Raw genomic sequence first — 22225 nt, 5'->3', positions numbered from 1 at the left:
TTTAATTTACTCTTGAACGCAGATGTCACCTTTTTGCATGTGGATCAGCGTTTGATAAATGACGATCGTGATAATAACGCTTGTAACAACTATCATCGTATACGCAAGTACCAACAAGGGAATGTCTTGCGTTTGATGGTACATGAGCATCGTGCTAATCGCCATTGCCGCCACAGGGAAGACAAACGCCCACCACGAGATAAAAAACTTGATTTTAATGAAGTTTTTATACATAAAGGCGATCAAGAAGGTGAAAAAGAGTGCGAGATTAAATAAGATCATCGCAAAGGTGTCGATGACTTCATAAATCTTTACATACGCAAGAAACCCAACCGCAGGCGGTGCGATGAGAATAAACATCGTTGGCATAAATTTGTTTGCCATCTGGTGGTGAAAAATGATGCGATTAAGCAAAATAGCAAACAAAATCACCCAAAAGAAGATGCCCGTGCTAAAGAAATAGAGCAACACACCTTGGCTTGCAAACCCAACACCTGCCACAGGGATGAGAACATTGCCCACAATGGGGATAAACCACGCAGGATTGGAGTGATCTAACTCTTGGTTGTTGTTGATCCAAAAGGAGATCGTGTGCATCGTTAAGTAAAAATGAAGTACCGCGCCTGGGTACCAAAAAAAGGCTGCAACAGAGGGATAATGCTCTTTGTAGATAATCGCCAACATAAGCATAGAGATCGAAACCGCTGCAAAAAAGTTAATACGCACAGGATGGCTAAACTCTTTTTTAACAGCAGCACTGTACTTCAAAAACTTTGTGATATAAATCACACTGATCACACCAAAAAGTAGCGTTGTGATCGCCATTAAACCTTCACCGATCAGTGCTGAAAAGCCTAACCAAAGGGCAGCTTTTTGGTACATGATGGTCAAACCACTCATACCCATGACCGTTGCATACATCATAATGGGGAAAAATTTGAGTCTATTTTGCTCCGCTTCTTGCATTACTTCCATAACCATCCTTTATTATTATATTAATAAATTTTGATGTAACTATAGCAAGCGTGCAGACATAAAGAGCTAAATAATCCTAGTCAATTGTTTTGTCTAAAGTAAAAAAAAGGAATTGTGTGAAGAAGAAAGAGTTTACATGTAAAGGAAGGTTAGAAAAAGACCTCCGAAGAGGAGGTCTTAAAAATTTTTAATAAGGGCTATTTATTTACTGACAGGTGCAGGTGCTTGCCCAGGAGCGCGTCTGCTAGGTTTTTGGCTCATCAATGTTTTAAGTTCAGCACGTTGTTCTTTGGTTAAAATGTTAAACACTTTTTCCATGTGATCGGCTTGAACAGCTACCATTTTTTCGTGCATTTCAGTGTGAAGCTTGATGAACTCTTTTTTGTTGAAGCTCTCGCCACTCATGAGATCTTGCATTTTAGTCATCATTTTTGGATCACGTAGTTTTGTCATTTCTAACTTCATTTCACTTTGCAAAACAGCTAATTTATGACGTTGGTCATCTGTAAGGTCAAGTTGCTGGAACATAGGCATACCCATCATCATGCCACCTTTGTTACCATTCATCATACCTTGTCCACCCATTCCACCACCTTGCATCATGCCCATACCATTCGATGGCATGCCTTGGCAGTTACCATTCATTCCATAAGCAAAGGTGCTTGTCGTTCCAAGCGCAACCAAAGTTGCTAGCGTTAAGATTGTTCTTTTCATAATCTACTCCTTAAAAGTTTGATACTGAAATAGTACACGGTGGCTGTTAACAAGCCTTTAACGATTTGTTAACCTACCTTAACAACCAAATTTTAAACTAGAATTTGATAAAATCGTGATCTTCAAAATCTTACATGTAAAGAGAACAATAGTGGATCTAGAATATTACGAAATATTGGAAATTAGTAGATCTGCAGATGCTGCAGAGATTAAAAAAGCATACCGAAAATTAGCGTTGCAATTCCATCCTGACCGCAACCAAGGTGACAAAGAGGCTGAAGAGAAATTTAAAGCGATCAATGAAGCCTACCAAGTCTTAAGCGACGAGCAAAAACGCTCCACGTATGATCGTTACGGCAAATCAGGACTTGACTCTCAAGGCTTTAGCCATTTCTCCGATATGCGCTATGAAGACATTATGGGCGATCTTGGTTCCATCTTTGAGTCTGTCTTTGGCGGAGGATTTAGCAGTAGCGGCGGTTTTGGTGGCAATGGCGCGAAACAAAATCGCAAATACAACCTCGACCTCGAAGCTGAAGTCACGCTAGCGTTTAATGAAGCCATTTTTGGATGTAAAAAAGAGGTCAGTTTCTCCTATAAAAAACCCTGCGAGACGTGTGATGGTACCGGAAGCAAAGACAAAGCTAAGGCGACATGCAAAGAGTGTAAAGGTAAAGGACAAGTCTTTTATCGACAAGGCTTTATGACCTTTTCTCAAACCTGCCCTGCGTGTAATGGCAAAGGCAGTGTTGTCACCAATCCATGCCCAAGCTGTAACGGCAAAGGTTTTAGTCAAGTGGACGATAAAGTCACCATTGACATTCCTGAGGGCATTGACAACAACAACCGCATTCGCGTAGCAGGAAAAGGCAACATCGATGAGCGTGGAACCAGAGGTGACCTTTACATCTTAGTGCATGTCAAAGAAGATGAGCATTTTGTGCGCCATAATGATGATATTTACATCGAAGTCCCCATCTTTTTCACCCAAGTAGCCCTAGGTCAAACGATCAAAATTCCAACGATTCGTGGCGAAACCGAACTTGAACTTCCTTTGGGCGCGAAAGATAAACAGCAATTCATCTTCAAAAAAGAGGGTGTCAAAAACGTGCATACTCATCAACTTGGAAGCATGATCGCGCAAATTTCGGTTCGTTACCCTAAAAAGCTGACCAAAGAGCAAAAAGAGATGCTTGAGAAACTCCAAGCAGAATTTGGCATTGAAACCAAACACAAAGATGAAAAATTTGAAAGCGTCTTCGATAAAATCAAAAGCTGGTTTGACTAACATTTTAGAGTATGAAGGGCAAAAACTTTCATACTCCATCATCACAAACAAGCGTCTTAAAAACTTCTACATCAAGATAGACCTCATCCAAGGGGTCATCGTCAAAACCCCTTCCTCCAATACAGCCTACATTCATACCTTGGTGATGCAAAAAGCGCTCTGGATCTTTGCAAAAATGAGAGCGGTCAAAGAGCGCACAACACTTGCATCGTTGTTTGAAAATGAAGGAAGAGTGCTCTATTTGGGAGAGCCAATTCTTTTACATGTAAACCAAACGCCTGAGTCTTTTTACAGAGAAAAGAGCATTCCTTTGGTGACACGCCTAGTGGAAGAGTGGAGCTTTTTGATGGGGGTAAAACCCACACATGTCCGCTTTCGAAAAGCTAAAAGGCGATGGGGAAGTTGCAGCCATACCAATGAACTTAGCTTCAACCTAAGCCTTGCGCAACTCCCTCTTGAGTGCATCACCTACATCGTCATCCACGAGCTCTCACATATTGAGCACAAACACCACCAAAAAGCGTTTTGGAACTGCGTGGGTGAGTTTATGCCTGAATATAAAAACTGTGAAAAAATCCTAAAAAATTATTCGCCATCGCTCTCTTAAAAAAACAGAATTCGAAATCCAATCGCCACCAAAATTACGCCACCAAAAATCTCCGCTCTGCTCTCCAACCACGTTCCTGTTAGTTTTCCCACATGCACACCGATGAAGCTGATGATAAAGGTGGTCAAGCCGATGATGACACAGGCGAGCAGCGGATTGAGGTCTAAAAGCATCAAACTAAACCCAGCCGCCATCGCGTCAATGCTCGTTGCAATCGCTAAGGTGAGCATGATTTTATTGGTAATCTTTGCAAGCTCTTCGCCAACACCTTCATTGAGCCCTTCGTAGATCATCTTCGCACCAATGAGCAGCAAGAGTCCAAATGCGATGTAGTGCGCGTATTCGCTCACAAAACCAAGCACACCTTTTCCACCTGCGTAACCAATGAGTGGCATCAGTGCTTGAAAAATACCAAAAAAGAGCCCCGCTTTAAGGGCTAGTGCTTTGGTCGTATAACCATTTTGTTTAGCCCCAAGACCGATGGAGACTGCAAAAGCGTCCATACTTAAGGCAAATGCTAACAGTAAAACTTCGATCATTTCAATTCTCCCCAATTATTGCCTATGGCAATCGATACTTTGAGTGGCACCTTAAGCGCGTAAATCTCTTCCATCACTTTTTGTGCCTGCGTAGCAAATGCTTCTGCCCTCTCCTCTTTGACTTCAAAAATCAGCTCATCGTGAATTTGAAGCAACAATTTTGCCTCATCATCCACGAGGGTCGTCATGATTTTATTCATCGAAAGCTTGATGAGATCGGCGGCACTGCCTTGAAAAACAGTATTGACCGCTTCGCGAAGGTAGCCTGCGTATTGCATGCCATTGGCGTGTTCAAAGTCAAAATAGCGCTTTCGCCCCAAGAGTGTCTGAACAAAGCCCTCTTTTTTAGCACCCTCTGCAATCGCAGTAAGAAAGTTTTTGATCGTCGGAAAGGTTGCAAAATAGCTGTCGATGTAACTCTTCGCCTCTTTGGTGCTGATGCCAATTGTCTCGGACAAACGTTTGGGTCCCATGCCGTACAAGAGTCCAAAGTTAATGCTTTTAGCAACCCCTCGTTTGGCGGCCGCATCCGCTTCGCCAAAGAGTTTGAGTGCGGTCTCTTTGTGAATGTCTTTGTTGGAGCGAAATGCTTCCACCATCGCTTCATCACCGCTAAAATGCGCCAAAAGTCTGAGCTCTATTTGCGAATAGTCGATGCCGATGAGTTTGTACCCCTCTTTGGCGATAAACCCGCCACGCACTTCGCGTCCAAGTTCCGTTTTAACAGGAATATTTTGAAGGTTTGGGTCTTTAGAACTTAGTCTTCCTGTAGACGTTCCTGTTTGCATAAATGAGGTGTGAATGCGACCTTTTGGGGACTCTTTCGAGAGTTTTAGCAATGGTTCAATGTAGGTCGAACGCAGTTTGTAAAGCTCTCGGTATTCTAAAATCTTCGCGATGCTTGGGTGTTTATCCAACAGTTCATTGAGCACATTTTCATCGGTACTGTAACCTGTTTTGGTCTTTTTTACGGTCGGGAGTCCCAGTTGTTCAAATAAAACGGCTCCCAGTTGCTGGGTGGAATTGAGATTAAAATTGGCGTCGCACAGGGCAAATATTTCTATTTTTAGCGCTTCTATAGCATGATCGGTACGTTTTAAGAGGGTCTCAAAATAAGGTGCATCGACTTTGATGCCCTCTTTTTCCATCTTCATCAAGGTTTTAATGAAAGGAAACTCCACCGCTTTAGCCAGATCAAGCAGATGCGGCTCTAACATCTCTTGAAGTTTGTGGTAGAGTTTGAGCGTCATCCATGCATCTTCACTGGCATATTCGCACGCTTTTTCCAAAGGCACACTGCTAAAGTTTTCACCTTTGGCAACGACCTCTTTAAACTTCACCATCGCGTGGTTGAAAAAGCGCAGTGCCAGCGTATCAAGCCCCACATTGGTTTCAGGATTGAGCAGCCATGCCAAAAGCATTGTATCGGCATAAATTGTGACATCGTGGATGCCAAAATTGTTTTCGATGACGGCTAAGTCAAATTTGAGATTTTGCCCTACAATTTTGTGGGTGAAAAGCGCTTCCAATGCCTTTTTCGCATCTGACAGACTGATCTGATCGCCCACGCCCAAATAGTGATGCGCGATGGGAACGTAGTACGCTTCCTCCGCATTGATCGCAAAAGAGAATCCCACGATCTTCGCATTGTACGCATCTAGCGCATTGGTCTCGGTATCAAAGGCGACGATGGCGTCGTCTTCAATGCCTTCAATGGTGTTAAACAGCATCTTTGCATCATCGAGCAAAATCGCGTTAAAGCCCGTTTTGACGCTCTCTTTGGGTTTTACATGTAAGGCTTCATTGCGCACACGAGAGAGCATATGGCGCAGTTCGTATTTTTCCAGTTCATCGACAATGCCAAGCAGCGGATTATCGCATGGAAGGTGAAAAGACTCAAACTTATCGGCGATGTTTAATGAGTCATCCAAGCGCACCAACTGTTTGCTCAAAAAGGCATTTTCACGCCCTTCCTCCAACATCGCTTGCATACGAGGGTTGGCGATGCGCTCTAAGTTTTCATACACACCTTCCACCGTCTCATAATCATCCAAAAGTTTTTTTGCTCCCTTAGGTCCAATGCCTTTGACACCAGGGATATTGTCGGCAACATCACCTACGAGGGCTAAATAGTCATTGATTTTATGCGGATACACCCCAAATTTTTCAAAACATTTTTCGGTGTCGATCTCCATCTTTTTCATCGGATCGTAAATAACCACCATACCATCATCGATGAGTTGGTACAAATCTTTATCATGTGTGACGATGCGCACTTTGATGTCATGGTGTTTGGCAAAACGCACCGCAGAGGCGATGACATCATCGGCTTCAAACCCCTCTTCGTTGTAGCATTTAAAGCCCATTTTCTCGATCCACGAAATCGCAACAGGAAGCTGACGCCTTAAATCTTCGGGCGCTTCAGGGCGATTGGCTTTGTAATTAGGATCAATCTCATGGCGAAAATTCTTGCCTTTGCTGTCCAACGCAAAGAGCAGATAATCGGTGTCATGCTCGTTTTTGATCGCGTAGATAAAATTGGCAAATCCTGTGAGAAGTCCTGTGGGAAAGCCTTGGGAGTTGCGCAGTTGGGGAAGTGCGAAGTAGTTTCTAAAAAAAAAGCCAAAAGTATCAATGATGGTAAGTGTTTTCACAAAAGCGCCTTTACATGTAAAGAGTTTAGTAGGATTTTTTAAGGGACTGAATCACACCAAGAAACAGCGTTTGGTCTAATTTTTCTTTTTCTAAAAGGTTCAGCGCCATATTCACACTGCGCTCACTCAGTGGTGCGTTGAGAGGAATCGCGGTTTTAACCACTTTGAGCGCAAAAGAGTACGGACGAATCGCCTCGGGTGCTGCGCCAATCGCATCGGTGTACTCGATCGCTTCGACCATCGTTTTATCAAACTTCCAGTGTTTGAAAATGCGTGAGGTTACTTCACTGCTGGTGATGCGCACAAACATACGCTCGACATCGGCGATGTTATTACAGCTCTCTATTTCAGAGCGAAATTGATAGGTTTCATTATTTTTAGCGATCTCATCGGCAATGAGAATTTTGCCCGTCTCTTGCAAAAGCGCCGCAAGGAACAGAAGATCAACCTTGCTCGCATCGACTTTACCGTACCACTGCAACATCAAGGCACTTTGCAAACTAGAGATGGAGGCAAACTCATCAGGCGTAATGCCATACGGCGCCATGTCTACATGTAACAGTTTTTTAATCGACATATCCATGACCAAAGAACGGGTTGTGGACATGCCAAACAGTCCAACAGCTTGCACCACACTCTTGATTTCGCGTCTAAAACCATACAGAGGCGAATTGGCTACTTTTAAGAGGTTCGCGACCATCATCGGATCTTCTTCGATCACATGGGCAAGGTCGTTGACGCTGGCATCGGGATCTTTGCAGATCAATGTCATCTGATGGAAACTTTTTGGAAGGGGTGGAAGTGATTTGATGCGCTCAGCTATCTCTTCAAGCATGATGTCATCTCGCTTTAATGAATTTGTAAAGATTATAGCGCGCTTTAGTTAAAAAGCTAATGAGAGAAGCCACCTTGAAGAGTTCTTACAACCGTAGCGTCGCAAGAACTCCAATTCGTTGCATGCGACTACAAAGGAATGACGTCTTCAACGCTTTCGGGGTGATCCAGTGTGTATTTGAATTTTTCCATATCGATCTGTTTATCCCAAGCACCAACGATCACCGCCGCCACGGCGTTACCACACAGGTTACCGACAGCGCGCATCTCGCTCATAAATTTATCAACGCCAAGGAGTACCGCCACCGTCACCACAGGGATCACATCGCCCATCGCAGAGAGTGTGCCTGCTAGCACGATAAAGCCTGAGCCCGTGACACCCACCGCACCTTTGGACGCCACCATCAAAATAAAGATGATGGAGAGCTCATGGGAAAGCGTGAGAGGAATGTTAAAGGCTTGCGCCAAAAAGATGATGGAGAGCGAGAGGTAGATGTTGGTACAATCAAGGTTAAACGAATAGCCCGTTGGAATCACAAGTCCCGTGGTTCCGCGACTCACCCCCGCTGCTTCTAGTTTGCGCATCAACGGTGCCAAGGCCGATTCGCTCGAAGAGGTTGCAAAGACGATTAACACTTCTTTGGCAATAAAACGCATAAATTTAAAGACATTGATTTTGAAAAACCACAAGATGATGCCAAGAACACCAAATAAAAAGACCAAAACCGAAATCAGCATAACGCCCAGTAAACTTGCCATACCAATTAAAGAAGCAATGCCAAATTTACCAATCAAAAATGCCATCGCGCTAAAACTCGCCAGTGGGCTTAGCCACATGACAAACGTTAAAATTTTAAAGAAAACGTTTTGTACCTGTTCTAGTGGTTTCAAGATGACAGGTTTGTACTTGCCACCAAACGCCGAGAGAAGAACCGCTAAAACCAGCGCCATCACCAAAACTTGAAGGGTATTGCCATGCAAAAAGGGGGTAATCGGATCATGCGGAATGGCACTTTTAAGAATGCTCCACGCCGTTGCAGTCTCTTGCCCTGTTTTTGTAAAATTTGCCACACTCGAAGCGTCCAAAGACTCAACGCTAAGGTTCATTCCATGCCCTGGTTTGAGAATATTTCCAAAGAGCACGCCAATGGCAAGCGCAAACGTACTCACCACTTCAAAATAGACAAACGCCTTAAGCCCAATAGAGCCAACCTCTTTAAGACTCTCAAGCCCAACAATACCTGAGATAATCGTTAAAAAGATAATCGGTCCCACCAACCATTTTAAAACCTGAATAAACCAATCAATCCCCGGCTTTGCTTTTACCGCAAGAGAAGGATCAACCATACCAAGCGTCACACCGGAGATAATTGCCACAACCACCCAAAAAGCCAAGCTTTTAATCGTATAGTGTGTCCAATTTTTACGGGTTACTTTTTTTGCAGTGAATGTTTCCAATTAAAATGCCTTTGATACCCTTTTGAACCAGCACACACAAGGGATTTCCCTTTACATGTAAAGATTGGGAAGAGTCATTTTTTTTTAATAGACTTTTTACAAAATGAATTTTGCCTGAATTTTAATTATGACACAGCAAAGGGGATTTTAATGAGATTTTTAAGCGAAAGAAAGAGGAAGCGACTGAGGATTTCCCGCAATCGCTTCAAAAAGTATCAACCAGGAATGGCGTCTTCTACGCTTTCGGGATGATCAAGTGCGTATTTGAATTTTTCCATATCAATCTGTTTGTCCCAAGCACCGACAACAACGGCTGCCACTGCATTTCCACACAGGTTTCCAACCGCTCGCATCTCGCTCATAAATTTATCCACACCCAAAAGAACCGCAACGGTGACCACAGGAATTGCGCCACCCATTGCCGAAAGCGTACCAGCAAGCACGATAAAGCCAGAACCTGTCACACCCACGGCACCTTTTGAAGTGACCATAAGGATAAAGATGATCGAAAGCTCTTCTGCAAGGGTTAATGGAATGTTAAACGCTTGAGAGATAAAGATGATCGACAAGGAGAGATAGATGTTCGTACAATCAAGGTTAAACGAATACCCCGTAGGAATAACAAGACCCGTCGTTCCTCTGCTCACACCTGCTGCTTCAAGTCGTTTCATGAGTGGCGCGAGCGCTGATTCACTTGAAGAGGTTGCAAAGACGATCAAGACCTCTTTAGCGATAAAACGCATAAACTTGAAGATGTTGATCTTAAAGATTGCCATGATGATACCAAGCACACCAAAGATAAACGCGAGTACAGAGATCGCCATAACACCGAGTAAACTTGCCATATTAATGAGGGATGCAATGCCAAATTTACCGATCAAAAATGCCATCGCACTGAAACTTGCAATGGGACTGAGCCACATCAAAATGGTTAAGATTTTGAAGAAGAAGTTTTGTGCAATTTCCAGAGGCTTTAAAATGGTTGGCTTATGTTTTCCACCAAAAGCAGAGATCAAAATCGCTAAGGTCAATGCCATCACAAGCACTTGCAGTGTGTTACCATGGATAAATGGCGTGATAGGATCGTGCGGAATAGCACTTTTTAAAATCGACAGAAAGGAGCCAACTTCTTGGTTAGCGTTTGTAAACTTTGCAACGCTGTTAGCATCCAAGGATTCAACCGAGAGGTTCATACCGTTTCCTGGGCCAAAAAGATTGCCAAAAAGTACACCAATCGCCAAAGCAAAGGTACTCACAATTTCAAAATAGACAAACGCTTTAAAACCGATAGAACCAACCTCTTTAAGACTCTCAAGCCCTACGATACCCGAGATAATCGTTAAAAAGATAATCGGACCAACCAGCCATTTAAGGATTTGAATAAACCAATCAATTCCTGGCTTCGCTTTAACCGCCATTGCCGGATCATAAATACCAAACAAAATCCCCGTAATAATGGCAAAAACAACCCAAAAAGCCAAGCTTTTAAGGGTATAACGTTTCCAATCACTTTTTGCTACAACACACATTGCCTGTTCCAAGAAACATCCTTTGAATTTTTAGATAGGGCGATTATAATGAAAAGATATGTCTATCTTATGTAGGCTTACATGTAAAGAGATTCATAGGTTTTTTTCACTTAAAAAGCGTTACTAAAAGAAACATCTAAGGCTTTTTCTTTTCTGACTCCAATTCGACTGCTAAAAATTTTCCCGTATAACTTTCAGATTTCTCAGCATCTCTTGCGACTTCAAATGGCGTTCCCATCGCGATTATACGCCCTCCATAGCTTCCACCCTCTGGTCCCATATCGATCATATAGTCTGCATTCTTGATGACATCCATATTGTGTTCAATGACCAAAACCGAGTTACCCATATCTGTGAGATGGTGTAACACTTTGACCAATCTATCGACATCGGCGAAGTGTAAACCCGTCGTTGGCTCATCCAAAACGTACAAGGTATTGCCTGTATCTTTTTTGCTGAGCTCTTTGGCAAGCTTGATGCGTTGTGCTTCACCACCACTGAGGGTCACCGCATTTTGACCTAGGGTAATGTAGCCCAAACCAACATCTGCCAACGTTTGCACTTTTTGGTTAATTTTAGGAATTGCTTTGAAAAACTCATACGCTTCATCAACACTCATACTTAAAACGTCCGAAATGGATTTGCCTTTGTACTTGATTTCCAAGGTTTGCGCGTTGTAGCGATGGCCTTTACAGACATCACACTTGACCATGATGTCGGGTAAAAAGTGCATCTCTATCTTGATCTCGCCATCGCCTTGGCACTTCTCACAACGTCCACCCTTCACGTTAAACGAAAATCGACCGACACTGTAACCACGAATTTGCGCCTCTTTGGTTTTCGCAAACAGAGCCCTGATCTCATCCATCACGCCTGTATAGGTTGCAGGATTACTTCTAGGTGTCCTACCAATCGGGCTTTGATCCAGATAAATCACTTTATCGAGTTGATCGAGTCCTATACACTCAACACCCGCAACTTTGTTCACTTTTTTTGCACGGTTAAGATACTCTTTGGCCACAGGAAGCAAGGTTTGAAGAATCAAGGAGCTCTTACCACTCCCGCTCACACCTGTAATGGCGACAAGATTTCCCAGTGGAATTTTGACATCAAGGTTTTGAATATTGTTGATCGTGACATGATTAAGCTCGATCCAACGCGTCTGTTTTCGGTTCTCACGGTAATTAATCACTTTTGTGCCATTGAGGTATTGCGCGGTGAGCGTATTGCTTTTTAAAAGCTCTTCGTTGGTGCCTTGAAAGACCACTTCACCCCCAAACTTTCCAGCCCCAGGACCAATGTCGACAATAAAATCTGCGGTTTTAATCGTCTCTTTGTCATGCTCAACCACAATAACCGAGTTGCCTTTTTTCTGCAAACTACGAAGTGTTCGGATGAGCTTAAGCGTATCGCGCTCGTGCAAACCGATGCTGGGCTCATCAAGGACATACATAACGCCTGTCAAACCACTACCAATCTGCGAAGCGATGCGAATCCGTTGCGCCTCACCGCCACTGATCGTACGTGCGTCGCGTCCAAGGCTGATATAACCCAATCCTACATCAAATAAGAAGTAAAGACGCTCTTTAATCTCTTTTAAAATAGGCTCCGAGATCATCTTGTGCTGGGCTTTCATCGAAGCAAAGTTTTTCTCGTCTTTGAAAAAAGCTAAACACTGATCGATCGGAAGCTCCAAAATATCGGCGATATTTTTCTTTGCCAAACGAACCGCCAAACTCTCTTTTTTGAGACGGTACCCACCACACGTGTCGCACGTCTTTTCACTCATATAATCACCGAGCTCTTTTTCATCTTTGAGCATATCGTAGGCGATTTTGATCACACCTTCCCATTTGCGGGTCAGTTTATGTTTTTTCCAAAAGAAGGTCGCATCTTCCACACCACCGTGCAAAATGGCTTTTTGTTGGTACTCCTCTAACTCTTCATACGGTATCTTGGTATTAATCCCCGCACCCTCACAAAAGGCGTGTAAAAATTTGGCATAAAAGCTTTTGTTAAACCCGTAAAATATTTTAATCGCACCCTCTTCGATGCTCACATGCTCATTGATGATTTTTTTCAAATCCAGCGTGTAGCGAATGCCCAAACCATCGCACGTTGGACACGCACCCTTAGGAGAGTTAAACGAAAAGGAGAGCGGCTCGAGGGGTTCAAAACTGATCTTACAATCAAAACATGCCAGATGCTCACTATAATGAATGTGAGAGGTTGGAAGCCCTACTTCATCGGCATTGGAGATGTCCAGTTCGACTTCGCCATAACTCTCCAAAAGTGCTTTTTCAATGTCTGTAGCGATTCGCTCTTTGTTCTCTTCACGCACCACCACACGGTCAATAATGACTTTAATAGTATGCTTTTTAGTTTTTAAAAGCTCAACTTCTTCATCCAAACGTACCATAACGCCATCAATCAGAGCACGCACGTAACCTTTATGACGCAACGATTCGATCATGTCCGCAAAACTGCCTTTTTTCTCACGCACGAGGGGTGCCAAGATGGAAAGTTTTGTCTCGGGTGGGAGTTTTAATACCTGCTCGATGATGTCAGCAACCGACATCTGCGAAATCTCTTTACCGCAAAGATGACAGTGCTGTTTTCCTACACGCGCGTAAAGCAGACGCAGATAATCATAAATTTCGGTAATCGTTCCCACCGTGGAGCGAGGGTTTTTACTCGTTGTCTTCTGGTCAATCGCAATCGCAGGCGTTAATCCTTCAATTTTATCGACATCGGGTTTTCCCACACGGTCCAAAAACTGACGTGCATACGAGGAAAGTGACTCGATGTAGCGACGTTGCCCCTCTGCGTAGAGCGTATCAAACGCCAAAGTACTTTTGCCACTTCCGCTCAAACCCGTAAAAACGACGAGCTTATTTTTAGGAATCTCTAGGTTGATATTTTTAAGATTATTCTCTCGAGCGCCGTAAATTTTTATCATAGGATATTCATCTCACTTAAAATTTTATTGAAGGTTAGGATAAACATAACCGTATACAAGATCAACAATGCGCGTTTTTGCATCTTTTTATCGATGCGGTGCGATAGTTTAACACCAAAATAAACACCAATCACTGAACCAAGACCAATCGCCGCACCCACCGCATAATCCACATACCCATGCGCGGAGAGACTAATAAAGCCTGAAATAGAGCCAAAAATCACAAAAAAGAGGGTCGTTCCAACCGCTTTTTTAATGTCCCATCCCAAAAAGCCGACCAGTGCAGGGGTGAGGAAAATAGCTCCGCCCGTTCCCGTACTAATAGAAATAGCACCCACAAACACTCCGATAAACAGAAGCAAAAAGGTGGATTCGTTGGGGCAAAGTTGCGGCTCAAGGCTTGCAGTAAACATTTTATAAATAGAGAGCAGTAAAATAACTGCAAAGAGAATTAAAAGCGCTAAATGGGGCATTGCATCGACGATCATACCGCTAAAAGCAGCGCCGATAAAGGAGCCTAGCCCTAAGATAAGTCCGCTTTTGAGCGCCAAACTTCCTGCTTTATGGTTGTGATACGAGCCGAACATGGAGCTGAAAATCATCTGCATCACGGAGATGCCAATCGCCATTTTGATATCATAGCCAAAATAGATTAACGCCGGTACTAAAATGGTACCGCCGCCGATACCAAAAAAACCAGACGAAAATCCTACTAAAATACCAAAGAACGCAAGCCCCACCAACATTACCATGCCAACTTTAAATTAAGATGTTAGATTGTACTTCAACACCTCTTAATAAACGATTTAAAGCGAGGGTTAGCGAGGGAAGTCGTCTTTACATGTAAAAGGTTTTACATGTAAAGACTGGAAGCTTATTTGCGAGAGAGTTTATACCCAACAGCAAGGAGTGCAATCCATGCAGGAATGAGATAAACCGAGATATTAATCCCATCGATGAAAAGCATAATGACCAAAATCATCACAAAGAAAAGAAGGCAGATGATGTTGCCAATCGGGAACCAAAATGCTTTAAATTTGGGCTCAATTCCCTCTTTGATCTTCGCATAGCGAAATTTGAGGTGCGCAAAGCTGATCATAAACCAGTTGACGACAAGGGCTGAAACGACCAACGCCATCAAAAATTTAAACGCATCTTCGGGCATAAAGTAGTTGAGCACAACACACATTCCTGTAATAAGCGCTGAAAAAAGCACCGCATTGACAGGCACACCTTTAGCGTTTAAACTCATCAGCATCTTGGGTGCATTGCCTTGTGAGGCTAAACCAAAAAGCATACGTGAGTTGGAGTAAACACCACTGTTATAGACTGAAAGAGCGGCTGTTAAGACGATGGCATTGAGCACATGCGCGATGAGATTTTCATTGAGACTGCTAAAAACCATAACAAACGGTGTTACGTCTTTGGTCATATTCATCCACGGCATGAGTGAGAGCAAAATCGCCAGTGCGCCGATGTAAAAGATCAAAATTCGGTAAATGACTTGGTTGGTCGCGCGTGGAATCGTATGGCTGGGATCATCTGTCTCTGCGGCTGCGATGCCGATGAGCTCAAGTCCACCAAAAGAGAACATGATGAAGACCATCGCCATTAAAAAGCCTTGAATGCCATGTGGGAAAAAGCCGCCCTCTAACGCCCAAAGGTTGCTAAAATGCGCTGTTTCGCCACCATTTCCACTGATCAACAAGTAACTACCAAATGCAATCATCGCGATAATCGCCGCGACTTTGATAATGGAAAACCAAAACTCAAATTCACCGTAAATACGAACATTCACAAGATTTACAAGGTTAACTAAGACAAAGAAAAACGCTGCCGACGCCCATGTCGGGATATTTGGAAGCCAAAAATGGACAAACGTACCAATGGCGGTCAGTTCTGCCATACCGACTAAAACGTACAAAATCCAGTAGTTCCAGCCCGATGCAAAGCCCGCAAACGGATGCCAATATTTGTTCGCAAAATGGCTAAATGAGCCAGCAACGGGCTCTTCGACGACCATTTCGCCCAGTTGACGCATAATCATAAATGCAATAAATCCACCCAACGCATACCCTAAAAGTACCGCTGGACCTGTAAGTTGAACGGTTGTAGAAACCCCTAAAAAAAGTCCCGTTCCAATAGCTCCGCCCAATGCAATAAGTTGAACGTGTCTATTTTTAAGACCTCGTGAAAGCCCTTTTGCGTGCATAAAATTCCCTTATTCTGTAAAAAATCAAAGCGCCATTGTAGCGTTTTTAGCAAAAATAGTACGCTTTTGAGTGCTCAATTTTTATTTAATCCGTAATTTAAAGAGTTTAACTTATAATTGTTTATCCATTCGCGTCAAGGGAAAACCCATGAAAGAAGCTGTGATCCAAGCGACAGAGAATTTCTGCTCAACCATTTTGTGTGAAGTTCCACAAAAAGCGTCTGAATTAGGAAGCTATTTTTATGGCTCCGCGATCGCTCTCATCGAAAATGAGATGGAACATACGTGGTATCTTTTTTTTGAAAAAAAGGTGTTGGATGAGATCGCGCTGAACCTTCTTTTTGAAGAAAATCTCTGTGAAAACGACCTCGACGATCTGCTCAAAGAGATCGCCAATCAAATCATCGGCTCGGCTAAAGTGATCTTGGAAGAGAGATACCCCCACAACGACTACCACCTCAGCGTGCCCGAATTTATGGGCAATGTCGCCACACCCTTTCCCATCGCACTCCAAGTTGCACAACACTACCAAATCAAAAACAGCACTTTTGTTATCGCTAAATAATAGACTTCTTTCCTAGCCCTTGAAAAGATAAAGAGTTTGCTTAGAGTGCGTTAATTTTTGAAACTAAAAATTGAGTCATAGCCAAAGTTATGGCGATGTTTTTAGTTTTGAAAAGTGATGTGCTATAAGCAATATTCTTTTTCAATGGGTTAGAAAAGAAGTCTAATACTTTACATGTAAAGAGATGTAAAGAAAAGAAACGTCCCTTATACAAAAACACCCTTTCTTCTGCCCAACGTTTTTTCTTAAGTCTCTTTTGGGAATAGCTTTGTATAATCACTTTCTTACCATTGTCTGTGGGGGTGCCCAAAAAGCTGAGATCATACCCCAAGAAGTCCATTAATGTGGCTTCACGAACCTGATCTGGGTAATGCCAGCGTAGGAAATAAGGAGATAAACTCATGAGTAAAGTCCTCGATAATCTTGAAAAAATAGATGCTTCATACATTCAAAACTTCCCAAGTTCTCGTAAAATATACGTCCAAGGCTCACGCAAAGACATTCAAGTCCCGATGCGTGAAATCACCCTCAGTGCGACTTCACTTCGCGATGGTACCTTTGAGGAAAATCCACCGCTTCACGTCTATGACACATCAGGCGTTTACACCGACCCCACTGTCAAGATCGACCTCCACAAAGGCTTAGAACCACTACGCGCCAAATGGATCGAAGAGCGCAATGACACCGAACAACTAGCCGATTTTAACTCTATCTATTTTCACAAACGTCACGATGACCAAGAGTTGAACGCTCTTCGTTTCCCTAACCTCAAAAAACCACGTCGCGCACTCAAAGGCAAGAATATCACTCAAATGCACTACGCTCGTCAAGGTATCATCACGCCAGAGATGGAGTATGTCGCCATTCGTGAAAACTGTAACCTTGAAGAGGCACGCAAACACAAACTCTTAGGCTCTCAACATAAAGGTGAGCATTTTGGGGCAAACCTGTCCGATGTTTACACGCCTGAATTTGTACGCCAAGAGATCGCCGCAGGACGTGCCGTTCTTCCCCTCAATGTCAACCATCCTGAAGCCGAGCCGATGATAATAGGTCGTAACTTCATGGTCAAAATCAACGCCAACATCGGCAATTCCGCTACGACCTCATCCATCGAAGAAGAGGTCGAAAAGATGCTCTGGTCAACCCGTTGGGGTGGTGACACTGTGATGGACTTGTCCACAGGCAAAAACATCCACGAAACGAGAGAGTGGATACTCCGTAACTCCGCCGTGCCTATCGGAACTGTGCCCATTTACCAAGCCTTAGAAAAAGTAAACGGCATTGCCGAAGACTTGACGTGGGAAGTCTTCCGTGATACCCTCATCGAGCAAGCCGAACAAGGCGTGGACTACTTTACGATTCATGCAGGTGTTCGCCTCGCTTACGTTCCTATGACAGCAAAACGCCTCACAGGCATCGTCTCTCGTGGTGGAAGCATCATGGCAAAATGGTGTCTGCACCATCACAAAGAGAGTTTTTTATACACTCATTTTGAGGAAATCTGTGACATCATGAAAGCTTACGATGTCGCCTTTTCACTCGGCGATGGCTTACGCCCCGGTTCCCTTTACGATGCCAACGATGAAGCGCAATTTGCCGAACTTGAGACGCTGGGAGAACTCACCAAAATCGCATGGAAACACGACGTGCAAGTGATGATCGAAGGCCCAGGACACGTTCCGATGCAGATGATTAAAGAGAATATGACCAAAGAGTTAGAGGACTGTTTTGAAGCGCCCTTCTACACCCTTGGACCCTTGGTCACCGACATCGCTCCAGGCTACGACCACATCACCTCAGCCATCGGTGCGGCGCAAATCGGTTGGTACGGCACAGCGATGCTCTGTTACGTCACACCCAAAGAGCACTTAGGCTTACCAAACCGTGAAGATGTCAAAGAAGGCATCATCGCCTACAAAATCGCCGCCCACGCCGCAGACCTCGCCAAAGGTTTCCCTGGAGCGCAAATACGCGACAACGCCATGAGCAAAGCCCGTTTTGAGTTTCGTTGGTACGACCAGTTCAACATCGGCTTCGACCCTGACCGCGCACGTGAATACCACGACAAAACGCTCCCAGTGGAAAGTGCCAAAGTCGCGCATTTTTGCTCCATGTGCGGCCCAAAATTCTGCTCCATGAAAATCTCGCAAGATGTCAGAGACTACGCCGCAAAGATTGGTGCTGAAGATGTTACTGTTGCATTAGAAAAAGGAATGGAAGAGCAAGCCAAACACTTTAAAGAGAGCGGTGGACAGATTTACATGTAAAGCGTTTAAGCCCTTGAAAGAGAGGGCTAAACCTCCTAATAAAAGTAAATTTTAAACTAAGAAAATCTACTTAATACTTATATTTTTTTGTTTCATTTTTTTTATTAAAGGGGTGGATTACACTAATTGCCATAATTATCATTGCTACACCAGCAAAAGACTTTGATAAATCAGTGCTGAACAGAAATGGACCAATTATTTCTATAAAACCTAATATACTAACTGTTGCAAAAGTTAGCCATTTTGATATTGAGTTCTCTTCAGGTGCTACTTTTAATGAAACAATGATAAATGCACCACTTGATGCTGCGCCGCTAACAAGCCAAACATACCAACTAGCTCCACCAAAAAAATTAGTTAGCATAGCTGCTAGAAAGCCAAATACAAATGAGGCAACAAAGCCTAAAGGTAAAAATAATATCCATCTCAATATTTTCATCAATGCTCCATTTTTTTACACATGATATTTGATAAATACGCTAAGAAGACAAAGGGTAAGAGTTAAATTTTAAAAAAAGAAGTTTTGTTATTTGATAGCATCATTTTTATTCTGAAATGCAATTATTGCCTTCCCATTTCCAAGAAATTATTTTTTTTGATTCATTGACTTCAAAAAAAGTTCTACACCAAAAATTTATAGTTTGCCCACCCGTTGTATATGAATTCCCATAAATTGTATTCCCTACAACATTATATGTGCTATTTGTTTGTGAAGGCATCCTATAACTACCAGAATTTCCATAAATATACACCGTATTCCCATTCGGAGCAACTAAAGAACTCTGAGGATACCCCCAAGAACTAACAAGTTCATTAGCACTATGCCCAAGCCAGCTATCTAATTTCATTTCATAATTTTTTGTACTGGCACAACCACAAATAAGAATAAGAAATATTGGCATAATCAGTTTTTTATACATTACGTTTACCTTTAATTTAATTTCAATACGAGGCAGGGCTAAACTTTTAACTTTTTACACAATCAAGCGACTCTACTCTCACCATGTAACATACTTTCAATACTGAGCTGATAGTCAAGTTCTTCCCATTCGATGCCAGAGTCTAAACAGATAAATGTGTAATTTTTGAGCTGAGCCAATGTGGCATTTTTGAGAGGTTTATACCAATCAAGCGGCGTTGAAATGATGCGTTCATCACTGAGCTTTACATGTAAATAGGTATCGTCAAAATGGACTTCTTTTCCTTTAATTAAACCACTCATTCCACTTCCTTTCAAATTCGTCTTTGTGTTGTTCTATAATAGCCAATGCTATTTTTAAATCTTTTGGTTTCAAATAATTTTGTACGACTTTCAAGTGCTCTAACTCAATTTTTGCAAAACCCTCATTTTTCATCACGTGAATATGCTTTGGCTCATGCTCATTGGCATAAAAGAAAAATTTAAAACCGTCTTGAAGCAAAAGTGTAGGCATTCACATTCCCTATCCGTTTAAGAATATTATACCGCAAAAAGGGGCTAAACTTTTAATTTTCCCCTTTACATGTAAAGCCAAAACCCTCACATTTCTAGCTTAATATCACCCTTCACATAGTTATGTACCAGCGCTTGAATCAGGTTTTGATACCCGATGCCCAGCTCTTTGGATTTTGCTTTGAGTATGGCTAGGTCACTGACGGAAAAGCGAATGGTGGTTTGTCTTTTTTCATTCAATGCTTTGGTATATTTGGCATGGTTTTGGTACGCACTCAGTTCTTGCTCATCCATTGGTTTTTCGTGCCATTCACCTGCTTCTATCTCACTGAGAAGTTCTGCTTCTTCGGTATCTAGGACTATTTTTTTTGTTTTCATTGTTTTTTACCTCCAAAGGATTTGACCAGTTTTCGGCTCGGAATAATGGTCTTTAAAAAAATTTCACTCTCATTTTCCACGAAAGGAACATACCAAATGTACCCCTTCATCTCAACAACAAAAATCTCTTGATGGGGGTATTTTTCACGGTTAGGATGCATGAGGCGATTTAAAACGCTACCTTGAACAATCAGCTCAAGCACCTCTTCAAAACTCACACCTCGTTGAAGTTGCAACAGTTGATGTTTTGTCAATACACTATTTTTCTGTTCCATGATGCGGATTATCACCTGTTCTTGCTATGAGTTCGTCCATATTTTCCCCACCGATAAAATACGCCTTTCCAAACCCAAAGGTCGCTTCGCCGTAATGCACTTTGAATTCGTACAGATTAAAGTCGGTCATCTTTTTCAACGTTGCGACCATCTTCGCATCAAATTTCTCTGCAAACAGACTTAAAACTTCCTCAAAACGTTCACTGCCTCGCGCTATTTTCACACTGTCGCACTGCAATGATACGCGTTTTCTGGCAAATAAATTCTCCGTTTTACTCTCATCTTCCACGAAAAAGAGTGAGGCTTTTGGGGTTTTTTGAATATTTTTGGCATGTGTTGCAATGTCGGAGATATAGACATAAAAACGGTTGGCATCGTAAATATACGGGGCATAGGATGAAAAAGGAAGGTTATTTTTGTCCAGTGTGCCGATGATGGCGGTTTGAATATTTTTGATAAATTCTTTCATGGATTCTCTTTTTCCTTTCATTCTAGCATGCGACGACTAAAGGGCTAAAGTGTCCTAAAAATTAAACCGTTTGCTTCAATTTGCGTTACAATACCCTTTTTTAAAATCGTTACATGTAAAGAGTCTTTGCTATGAATATTGCCATTGCGATCTTGTCGATTTATGTTTTTATCCTCTTTGGATTTATCGCGAAAAAGATTTTTAAAGAGCAGATACAAGAGCGCGGCATGAGCATCATCACTGTCTATTTTCTGCACCCAATTTTTTCGTTTTGGGGACTTTCCACCAGACCCATCACGCTTTCTTTATTGCAAGTACCGTTGTATTATGTGCTGATTTCGTGTGTGACGATTGTGCTTGGCTACATCTTTGCGCGACTTTTTTTTACGGACGATAAAGAAAAAGCGATCATGAGTATCGCCGTAGCCCTTGGCAATACAGGCAACCTTGGTATCCCTTTGGGCATTGCGCTCTTTGGTGAGGAGTCTATCATTTACACCAGTATGATCAGCGTTGCCAATACCTTTATGACCTATACTTTAGGCGTTTTCTTCTACTCAGGTGGCACGTCCAATCTCAAAGCATCCCTGCTCAATATCATCAAACTTCCTGTCATCTGGGCGTCTTTTATCGCCCTAGCACTGAATTTCGCACAGGTTCAGATTCCACCGACGATTTTTAAATCGTTAGAGATGGGTGCATACTGTATGATCGTGCTTCAACTCATCGTCTTTGGCATGTATCTGTGCAATGTCAAAATTAAAACGCTCAATTATAAACTGCTTTTACATGTAAACCTTGTGAAGTTCATCGTTGCACCTCTGCTAAGCGCTTGGATACTCTTTTACCTTCTTCCCATCGAGCCAATGGTTGCCGCAATCTTATTGGTTCAGCTCATCATGCCTTTGGCACTCAATAACATCAACGTCGCAGCAATTTATGGTTGTAAGCCCGTCGATGTCGCCTCTTTGGTCTTTTTTACCTCGTTTATTTTCATCCCTTATCTTATCTTTATCAGTTATCTTTTGAACTATTTTCATATCGTTTCACTCTAAAAATTTATTTTT

23 protein-coding genes are annotated in these 22225 nt (G+C 42.6%); 5 read left to right on the top strand and 18 right to left on the bottom strand.

The window, feature by feature from the left end; all coding sequences use genetic code 11:
* Nucleotides 1–6 precede the first annotated feature (6 nt).
* The gene (locus tag SMUL_RS03685) at nucleotides 7–975 is read right to left on the bottom strand and encodes an SLAC1 anion channel family protein (protein ID WP_025343915.1); all 969 of its coding nucleotides are present in this window, start codon (nucleotides 973–975) and stop codon (nucleotides 7–9) included.
* A 201-nt stretch (nucleotides 976–1176) separates the two neighbouring features.
* The gene (locus SMUL_RS03680; protein ID WP_025343914.1) at nucleotides 1177–1689 is read right to left on the bottom strand and encodes a Spy/CpxP family protein refolding chaperone; all 513 of its coding nucleotides are present in this window, start codon (nucleotides 1687–1689) and stop codon (nucleotides 1177–1179) included.
* Nucleotides 1690–1840: 151 nt separating this feature from the next.
* Here SMUL_RS03680 and dnaJ point away from each other — a divergent pair, with 151 nt between their 5' ends.
* Both dnaJ and SMUL_RS03670 read left to right on the top strand, forming a co-directional pair.
* On the top strand, nucleotides 1841–2977 hold the full coding sequence (gene dnaJ, locus SMUL_RS03675; RefSeq protein ID WP_223809760.1) for a molecular chaperone DnaJ: 1137 nt from the start codon (nucleotides 1841–1843) through the stop codon (nucleotides 2975–2977).
* Nucleotides 2970–3584 (top strand): M48 family metallopeptidase, encoded by a 615-nt coding sequence (locus SMUL_RS03670; protein WP_223809759.1) that lies wholly within the window; start codon nucleotides 2970–2972, stop codon nucleotides 3582–3584. Before dnaJ ends, SMUL_RS03670 begins: the two co-directional genes overlap by 8 nt.
* Here the strand turns inward: SMUL_RS03670 and SMUL_RS03665 are convergent.
* The 8 genes from SMUL_RS03665 to SMUL_RS03630 all read right to left on the bottom strand — a co-directional run bounded on the left by SMUL_RS03665 (nucleotide 3581) and on the right by SMUL_RS03630 (nucleotide 15769).
* Nucleotides 3581–4123, bottom strand: a complete 543-nt coding sequence (locus SMUL_RS03665) for a manganese efflux pump MntP (RefSeq protein ID WP_025343911.1) — start codon at nucleotides 4121–4123, stop codon at nucleotides 3581–3583. The two genes, SMUL_RS03670 and SMUL_RS03665, sit on opposite strands and share 4 nt — an antisense overlap.
* Entirely contained in the window at nucleotides 4120–6777 is a 2658-nt protein-coding gene (gene polA, locus SMUL_RS03660) for a DNA polymerase I (protein ID WP_025343910.1), read from the bottom strand. The genes SMUL_RS03665 and polA overlap by 4 nt, the downstream gene beginning before the upstream one ends.
* A 25-nt stretch (nucleotides 6778–6802) precedes the next feature.
* Nucleotides 6803–7612, bottom strand: a complete 810-nt coding sequence (locus SMUL_RS03655; protein WP_025343909.1) for an HDOD domain-containing protein — start codon at nucleotides 7610–7612, stop codon at nucleotides 6803–6805.
* A gap of 128 nt (nucleotides 7613–7740) precedes the next feature.
* Nucleotides 7741–9069, bottom strand: coding sequence for a cation:dicarboxylate symporter family transporter (locus SMUL_RS03650; protein ID WP_025343908.1), 1329 nt, complete (start codon nucleotides 9067–9069; stop codon nucleotides 7741–7743).
* Between the two features lie 215 nt (nucleotides 9070–9284).
* The gene (locus SMUL_RS03645; RefSeq protein WP_025343907.1) at nucleotides 9285–10598 is read right to left on the bottom strand and encodes a cation:dicarboxylate symporter family transporter; all 1314 of its coding nucleotides are present in this window, start codon (nucleotides 10596–10598) and stop codon (nucleotides 9285–9287) included.
* 136 nt (nucleotides 10599–10734) lie between these two features.
* Nucleotides 10735–13557 carry an excinuclease ABC subunit UvrA gene (gene uvrA, locus SMUL_RS03640; protein WP_025343906.1) on the bottom strand — a complete coding sequence of 941 codons (2823 nt, stop codon included), beginning with the start codon at nucleotides 13555–13557 and terminating at the stop codon, nucleotides 10735–10737.
* On the bottom strand, nucleotides 13554–14303 hold the full coding sequence (locus SMUL_RS03635; protein WP_025343905.1) for a sulfite exporter TauE/SafE family protein: 750 nt from the start codon (nucleotides 14301–14303) through the stop codon (nucleotides 13554–13556). Before SMUL_RS03635 ends, uvrA begins: the two co-directional genes overlap by 4 nt.
* 128 nt (nucleotides 14304–14431) lie before the next feature.
* A complete protein-coding gene (locus tag SMUL_RS03630; protein ID WP_025343904.1) occupies nucleotides 14432–15769 on the bottom strand; it encodes an amino acid permease in 1338 nt (445 codons plus the stop codon).
* A gap of 148 nt (nucleotides 15770–15917) precedes the next feature.
* On the opposite strand from SMUL_RS03630, the gene SMUL_RS03625 reads away from it, so the two are divergent.
* The gene (locus tag SMUL_RS03625) at nucleotides 15918–16334 is read left to right on the top strand and encodes a chemotaxis protein CheX (protein ID WP_025343903.1); all 417 of its coding nucleotides are present in this window, start codon (nucleotides 15918–15920) and stop codon (nucleotides 16332–16334) included.
* 40 nt (nucleotides 16335–16374) lie between these two features.
* On the opposite strand, the gene SMUL_RS17840 is transcribed toward SMUL_RS03625, so the two are convergent.
* Nucleotides 16375–16737, bottom strand: a complete 363-nt coding sequence (locus SMUL_RS17840) for a hypothetical protein (protein WP_025343902.1) — start codon at nucleotides 16735–16737, stop codon at nucleotides 16375–16377.
* Between SMUL_RS17840 and thiC the strand changes: the two genes are divergently transcribed.
* Nucleotides 16736–18604, top strand: a complete 1869-nt coding sequence (gene thiC, locus SMUL_RS03615; RefSeq protein WP_025343901.1) for a phosphomethylpyrimidine synthase ThiC — start codon at nucleotides 16736–16738, stop codon at nucleotides 18602–18604. The genes SMUL_RS17840 and thiC overlap by 2 nt on opposite strands.
* A 70-nt stretch (nucleotides 18605–18674) precedes the next feature.
* Here the strand turns inward: thiC and SMUL_RS03610 are convergent, their stop codons facing one another.
* From SMUL_RS03610 to SMUL_RS03580, 7 genes are all read right to left on the bottom strand, one after another.
* Entirely contained in the window at nucleotides 18675–19043 is a 369-nt protein-coding gene (locus tag SMUL_RS03610) for a hypothetical protein (protein ID WP_025343900.1), read from the bottom strand.
* 106 nt (nucleotides 19044–19149) lie between these two features.
* Nucleotides 19150–19524, bottom strand: a complete 375-nt coding sequence (locus SMUL_RS03605; RefSeq protein WP_025343899.1) for a hypothetical protein — start codon at nucleotides 19522–19524, stop codon at nucleotides 19150–19152.
* A gap of 62 nt (nucleotides 19525–19586) precedes the next feature.
* A complete protein-coding gene (locus SMUL_RS03600) occupies nucleotides 19587–19826 on the bottom strand; it encodes a DUF2442 domain-containing protein (RefSeq protein ID WP_025343898.1) in 240 nt (79 codons plus the stop codon).
* Nucleotides 19810–20037, bottom strand: coding sequence for a DUF4160 domain-containing protein (locus tag SMUL_RS03595; protein WP_025343897.1), 228 nt, complete (start codon nucleotides 20035–20037; stop codon nucleotides 19810–19812). Before SMUL_RS03595 ends, SMUL_RS03600 begins: the two co-directional genes overlap by 17 nt.
* 86 nt (nucleotides 20038–20123) lie before the next feature.
* Entirely contained in the window at nucleotides 20124–20414 is a 291-nt protein-coding gene (locus SMUL_RS03590; RefSeq protein ID WP_025343896.1) for a hypothetical protein, read from the bottom strand.
* Nucleotides 20411–20689, bottom strand: a complete 279-nt coding sequence (locus tag SMUL_RS03585) for a DUF4258 domain-containing protein (protein ID WP_025343895.1) — start codon at nucleotides 20687–20689, stop codon at nucleotides 20411–20413. The genes SMUL_RS03590 and SMUL_RS03585 overlap by 4 nt, the downstream gene beginning before the upstream one ends.
* Nucleotides 20673–21158, bottom strand: a complete 486-nt coding sequence (locus SMUL_RS03580; RefSeq protein ID WP_025343894.1) for a HugZ family pyridoxamine 5'-phosphate oxidase — start codon at nucleotides 21156–21158, stop codon at nucleotides 20673–20675. The genes SMUL_RS03585 and SMUL_RS03580 overlap by 17 nt, the downstream gene beginning before the upstream one ends.
* A gap of 131 nt (nucleotides 21159–21289) precedes the next feature.
* Between SMUL_RS03580 and SMUL_RS03575 the strand changes: the two genes are divergently transcribed.
* Complete coding sequence (locus SMUL_RS03575; RefSeq protein ID WP_025343893.1) at nucleotides 21290–22213, top strand: AEC family transporter; 924 nt, start codon at nucleotides 21290–21292, stop codon at nucleotides 22211–22213.
* Nucleotides 22214–22225 lie beyond the last annotated feature (12 nt).

Origin of the sequence: Sulfurospirillum multivorans DSM 12446, assembly GCF_000568815.1 — a bacterium.
Classification (GTDB): Bacteria; Campylobacterota; Campylobacteria; order Campylobacterales; family Sulfurospirillaceae; genus Sulfurospirillum; species Sulfurospirillum multivorans.
Note: the sequence above shows the minus strand (reverse complement) of the source record. Positions and strands in the feature narration are given on the sequence as shown.